Raw genomic sequence first — 4,414 nt, forward strand, 5'->3', positions numbered from 1 at the left:
CTAAGTGTTTCTGATTGATTTCGGAAACACTTTTTTTATATTCCCCCAAACCATGTACTTATGCTCCAACACATTGCCGCCATCACCCTAGTAGTAGCTGACTACGACGAGGCTATTACCTTCTATACCGCAAAGCTAGGATTCACTTTGGTAGAAGATACTGAGTTGAGTGAAACCAAACGATGGGTACGAGTAGCCCCTCCCGGTGCTCAAGAGTGCCACCTACTACTGGCAAAGGCAGCCAATGACGAGCAGAAAAAGTATATAGGCAACCAAACCGGCGGGCGCGTATTTCTCTTTTTGCACACCGATGACTTCTGGCGTGACTACAAGCAGATGAAGGCAAACGGAGTAAAGTTCGTTAGACCACCGAAGGAAGAAGAATACGGTACGGTTGCTGTACTCGAAGACCTCTACGGTAACCTGTGGGATTTGATAGAACCTGCTTCGATGAATAAGTAGGTGGCTTGGCTATCTTCTAATCAGATAGTTCTCCCATATTTACGTACCTTGATAGTACTGATGACTTTGGTATAAAGCTAAAGTCACTACACCATTTTAATCCACCAAACCACTACTACCATGACTAACCACCGCTTATTGCTCCTACCCATTTGCTTAAGTATCTTCGTACTATCATCCTGTAAAACCAATCTGTTAGTAATTGAAGATGTACTGCCAACCGCCCAGTTCGCGAGTTTTGAGCCTAAATTTCACCAAAATGGCTTCAAGGACTTTAGCTTGGAAATGGATTTGACCTATCTTTTTCGCAATCCTTACCCTCGCCCGTTGCCCATTCCTACTCACCGAATGGGCATCAGGCTAAATGAAGATGAACTACCTAATTTTGGGGAAGAAACAGACATTACCGTTCCGGCAAACAGCAGCTCTGAGGTAGTATATTCATTTACCGTCAATCAAGAAACCCTAAATGCTGTTTTGGGTAAGCAAGGGCAATTCACATTCCATACTTCAGTAGATATTGACGTATCTAGGTTTGCCGATCTGCTACCCAACTATCAGCTCAATATAACGGACCAGTTCAATATTGATTCCTCAACCTACGCTCCATTGCTCAGGGAGCTAGCTAGTCGTAAAATTGAGAAGAGAACACTCGAGTTGGAAAAATCTATTCCGATGAAAATTCCGGCTCCACCCACTATTAGTAAATCTATCGATCCCATTCAAGTAGAGTGGATTGGCAGTGGCTGGAATGCGGTCAACCTCAATGATCTGAAGGAAACGCTTACTCCATTCGCTGACCTGCTCATCAGTGGTAAAATCGGTCAATTGACCAACCCATTCGTGAAAACGATGTTAGAAACCAGTATCAAATTCCCTGCTCCTAAGCTTAACTGCTTGGATTGTACGATTGACGTAAACCTAGCTGACCAAGCTCTTAATATGGCCCGTCCTTTTGATCCTCAAATTAATACTAAATGGAATAACCTAAAGAACTTGGTGTATATCGACGAGCAATTCTCGGCTACGGATTACTTTGTCGACAACTTTTTGTCGAGAGCAAATCCTGACGCTCTAAGAATGTGGAATGCTTTTAATAGTGGCTGGCAAACCTTTAAGAATACCGAACTTCCGGCAAGTTTACCCAGCTTGGCAACCCAGGGCTTTCGCCTGTCTATTCCCTTTGTGTTCCACAACAATAACGATTTTCCAATTAGCGTACCTTTGTTTAGAAGTAGTGCCTTTCTGGCTAATGGCGAGCCATTCTCCATTCAGCTTCGCACCGAAGATTTAGATGAAGTTTCTCTAGAAACGCTACCACAGCAGCATACCGAAATTCCGGCTAATCAGCAGCAGACTATGTATGTAACTTTTGCGCTCAACTGGAACGATTCGGCGAATGGAATCTATGGCTTCCTCAGTGGGCAACCAATTCAGCCTAATTTGCGGGGAGTGATGAGCTACGATTTCGGCTATGGTCCGCTATTCTTTAATTATGATTTAACTAACTTGAATTTAAACCACAACTCGGAATAGTGTGCTATCGATTCTCTACCAGTACTCAGACATAGTAGCCATTAATAAACCGCACGGATTGCTGGTGCACCGTAGCCGAATTGCCCGCGATGCTCAAGAGTTTGCTTTACAATTACTTCGTGATCAACTCGGGCAACCCGTTTATCCGGCGCATCGTATTGACCGGAAAACCGGGGGAGTGTTACTGTTTGCGCTAAATCAAGATTTACTGCCTAAACTGCAAGCTCAGTTTATGGAAAATAGTGTAAATAAGCAGTATTTGGCTATCGTTCGCGGTTACACCGATACATTAGGAGAAATTAACTACGCTTTAGAGAATGACCGGGGAAAAGTTCAAGACGCCTTTACGCAGTACCAAACCTTAGCTCAAACTGAACTAGACGTTCCGTTCGGCAAACACACTACTTCCCGCTACTCGCTGGTACTCGTAAAACCCCAAACCGGACGTTACCACCAGATTCGTAAGCACTTCAAGCATATTTTTCACCCGATTGTTGGCGACCGTCCGCACGGCTGCAATAAGCAAAACCGACTGTTCAAAGAACGCTGGCAGATGGATATCATGCTCCTTCATGCTGCATCACTTTCCTTTGCCCACCCAACTAATAATGAGAAAGTTCGGGTCGAAGCACCGTTGCAACCAGAGTTTCAACGAATGATTGATCTTATGGGGTGGACTAACCATCAGAAAATCCAGCCACTCTTATCATCCTGAATCATATTTGCTATCTTTGTTTACATGGAGCCTCAGCAAAAAAATTACCTAACTATAGCCGAGTACCTTCAGGTGGAGAAAGATACTGGGGTACGCTACGAGTACCACGACGGTATGATACAGGCGATGGCGGGGGGCAGCTACGATCACACGACCATCAGCGGAAATATATATTCCGAATTAAGGATAAAACTACGCAGTAGAAAAAATAATGGAGATGGAGGAAGCAGGAAATGCGTAGCTTCTAGTGAGAATAGAAAAATCTATATCCCATCCAAGAACCTTTTTTTATACCCTGATGCATCGGTAGTCTGTGGAGTTCCGGAGAGAACACCTCAAGAGCCAGGTGCGGTTACCAACCCTACGCTTATTGCCGAAGTTCTATCTAAAAGTACGGAGGGGAGAGATCCCGAATCCACGGCGGGAGGCGACAAATTTCACTTATATTGTTTGTTACCGACTTTTCAGGAGTACTTGCTAATTCAGCAGTACCGAGTGGCCGTGGAAGTTCGTACTAAGACAAAAGACGGATCTTGGAAAATAACAGCAATAGAAGGAGTTGGACAAACAATCGAGTTATCCTCTCTTAATATCTCATTATCCATTGAGGCTCTGTACGAAGACACCCAAGATTTGAGCGAATTTTTAAACAAAAGCTAGAACACCCTTTTATGGCCAGAAAACAAAAGAATAATCGAGGCGGAATTGTATACTCTACTAATTCCGATTTTTCCTACGAAGCAGAGAATACGCATCAGCAGAAAACAATACCTTTCAGCCAACAGAAACTACGGGTATGGCGTGAGAGTAAAAGAGGCGGCAAGCAGGTTACCGTTGTACGCGACTTTGTGGGGTCGGATGATGATATGAAAGATTTGGGCAAACAACTGAAAAGCCACTGTGGGGTGGGCGGCAGCACTAAAAATGGCGAGATACTCATTCAAGGTGACCAGCGTGATAAGGTAGTGGCTTATTTACAGAAAGAAGGCTACGCTGCTAAACCAGCCGGAGGATAAAGATAGTACGATGGACAAGATTAATCTAAATGAGAAGTTCGGTCGGTTTCAAGAGCACTGGACTCCCAAGATTATTGGCGAGCTAAACGGCCAGCAGATCAAACTAGCCAAAGTGAAAGATGAGCTAGTCTGGCACAGTCATGTTGACGAAGATGAGTTATTTATCGTTCAAAAGGGCACACTGTACATGGATTTCCGGGATAAAACAGTGGAAGTGCAGGAGGGCGACATCCTTGTTGTACCGAAAGGCGTAGAGCACCTACCTCGTACTAATGGAGAGGAAGTGTGGCTCATGCTCATTGAACCTAAATCTACCCAACACACGGGTGAGGTAGTACACGAAAAAACCACGAATAATCAGGAGTGGATATGACTAAAATTAGTTAGTGGGCTAGTACCCACTTTTTTAAGTCATCTAAAACCTTCTCTCGATCTTTTAGTCGCTCATTTATTGGCTCGTGGTATAGTCCTTCGTACATCTTGAGGGTTTTGTCGGGAGTAGTAAGCAGATTATAGAGTTTCTTAGAACCACTTGGTATAACTAGTTGATCGCCCGTGCCATGCAGTAAGTATACCGGAACCTGAATAGAAGGAGCTTTCTCCAGTATGGCTGAGGGAGCATTAAACAAGGCATTACCCAGACTAGCTGAAGCCTTATCATGTACTAGCGGGTCGTCACGGAAGG

At 44.3% G+C, this 4,414-nt stretch carries 7 protein-coding genes; 6 read left to right on the forward strand and 1 reads right to left on the reverse strand.

Going from position 1 to position 4,414, the window contains the following annotated elements; all coding sequences use genetic code 11:
- Nucleotides 1-60 precede the first annotated feature (60 nt).
- The 6 genes from WBA23_RS15080 to WBA23_RS15105 all read left to right on the forward strand — a co-directional run bounded on the left by WBA23_RS15080 (nucleotide 61) and on the right by WBA23_RS15105 (nucleotide 4,102).
- Nucleotides 61-462: a VOC family protein gene (locus WBA23_RS15080; RefSeq protein WP_424583110.1), complete on the forward strand. Its 402-nt coding sequence runs from the start codon at nucleotides 61-63 to the stop codon at nucleotides 460-462.
- A 120-nt stretch (nucleotides 463-582) separates the two neighbouring features.
- Nucleotides 583-1,998, forward strand: coding sequence for a hypothetical protein (locus WBA23_RS15085; protein ID WP_424583111.1), 1,416 nt, complete (start codon nucleotides 583-585; stop codon nucleotides 1,996-1,998).
- A gap of 1 nt (nucleotide 1,999) precedes the next feature.
- A complete protein-coding gene (locus WBA23_RS15090; RefSeq protein WP_424583112.1) occupies nucleotides 2,000-2,713 on the forward strand; it encodes a pseudouridine synthase in 714 nt (237 codons plus the stop codon).
- A gap of 24 nt (nucleotides 2,714-2,737) precedes the next feature.
- A complete protein-coding gene (locus WBA23_RS15095) occupies nucleotides 2,738-3,373 on the forward strand; it encodes a Uma2 family endonuclease (protein ID WP_424583113.1) in 636 nt (211 codons plus the stop codon).
- A gap of 11 nt (nucleotides 3,374-3,384) precedes the next feature.
- Nucleotides 3,385-3,729, forward strand: coding sequence for a translation initiation factor (locus tag WBA23_RS15100; protein WP_424583114.1), 345 nt, complete (start codon nucleotides 3,385-3,387; stop codon nucleotides 3,727-3,729).
- Between the two features lie 10 nt (nucleotides 3,730-3,739).
- Entirely contained in the window at nucleotides 3,740-4,102 is a 363-nt protein-coding gene (locus WBA23_RS15105; RefSeq protein ID WP_424583115.1) for a cupin domain-containing protein, read from the forward strand.
- A gap of 10 nt (nucleotides 4,103-4,112) precedes the next feature.
- On the opposite strand, the gene WBA23_RS15110 is transcribed toward WBA23_RS15105, so the two are convergent.
- Nucleotides 4,113-4,414, reverse strand: a 302-nt coding sequence (locus WBA23_RS15110; protein ID WP_424583116.1) for a serine aminopeptidase domain-containing protein, incomplete at its 5' end; no start/stop codon positions are given.

Source organism: Tunicatimonas sp., assembly GCF_049647865.1.
Taxonomy (GTDB): domain Bacteria; phylum Bacteroidota; class Bacteroidia; order Cytophagales; family Cyclobacteriaceae; genus Tunicatimonas.

Excerpts from the sequence above, each read along its gene's own strand:
- WBA23_RS15080 (WP_424583110.1), top strand. The coding sequence starts at position 61 with ATGCTCCAACACATTGCCGCCATCACCCTAGTAGTAGCTGACTACGAC.
- WBA23_RS15085 (WP_424583111.1), top strand. The coding sequence starts at position 583 with ATGACTAACCACCGCTTATTGCTCCTACCCATTTGCTTAAGTATCTTC.
- WBA23_RS15095 (WP_424583113.1), top strand. The coding sequence starts at position 2,738 with ATGGAGCCTCAGCAAAAAAATTACCTAACTATAGCCGAGTACCTTCAG.
- WBA23_RS15100 (WP_424583114.1), top strand. The coding sequence starts at position 3,385 with ATGGCCAGAAAACAAAAGAATAATCGAGGCGGAATTGTATACTCTACT.
- WBA23_RS15105 (WP_424583115.1), top strand. The coding sequence starts at position 3,740 with ATGGACAAGATTAATCTAAATGAGAAGTTCGGTCGGTTTCAAGAGCAC.